This window comes from Sphingomonas pollutisoli, assembly GCF_029167165.1.
Classification (GTDB): domain Bacteria; phylum Pseudomonadota; class Alphaproteobacteria; order Sphingomonadales; family Sphingomonadaceae; genus Sphingomonas; species Sphingomonas pollutisoli.
Genome location: NZ_JARFNJ010000057.1, coordinates 1 through 725, shown reverse-complemented (window position 1 = coordinate 725; position 725 = coordinate 1). Strand labels below are relative to the sequence as shown.

The window sequence follows — 725 nt, the reverse complement described above, 5'->3', positions numbered from 1 at the left end:
CCACTTCGGTCCTTCAAGTTCTCATTGAAGTATTTGCTACTACCACCAAGATCTGCACTAGGGGCCGTTCGACCCGGGCTCACGCCCTAGGCTTCGTCACAGACCCCCACGGCCGCCTACTCCCCAGGGCATCGTTTCTACCCTGGGGGCGGGGTATGGGCGGTACGCTTGAGCGCCATCCATTTTCAGGGCTAGTACATTCGGCAGGTGAGTTGTTACACAGTCCTTAGCGGATTCCGACTTCCATGGCCACCGTCCTGCTGTCAAGATGTACTAACGCCTTTTGTGGTGTCTGATGAGCGTACACTCTGGCGCCTTAACCCCGCGTTCGGTTCATCCCGCATCGCCAGTTCTGCTTACCAAAAATGGCCCACTAGTGTTGGTACATTCGAATGCCCACGTTCAATTAAGTAACAAGGGCTTCTTACATATTTAAAGTTTGAGAATAGGTCAAGGTCATTTCGACCCCGGAACCTCTAATCATTCGCTTTACCTCATAAAACTGATACGAGCTTCTGCTATCCTGAGGGAAACTTCGGCGGTAACCAGCTACTAGACAGTTCGATTAGTCTTTCGCCCCCATGCTCATATTTGACGATCGATTTGCACGTCAGAACCGCTGCGAGCCTCCACCAGAGTTTCCTCTGGCTTCACCCTATACAAGCATAGTTCACTGTCTTTCGGGTCCGTCAAGTCGGATCGTAGCCATGTCGTTCTGTGGGCCA

General features: G+C 52.1%; 1 rRNA gene. It reads right to left on the bottom strand.

Annotated elements, in window-relative coordinates:
• Positions 1–725 (bottom strand): 23S ribosomal RNA (locus tag PX554_RS26545); the annotation flags it as partial.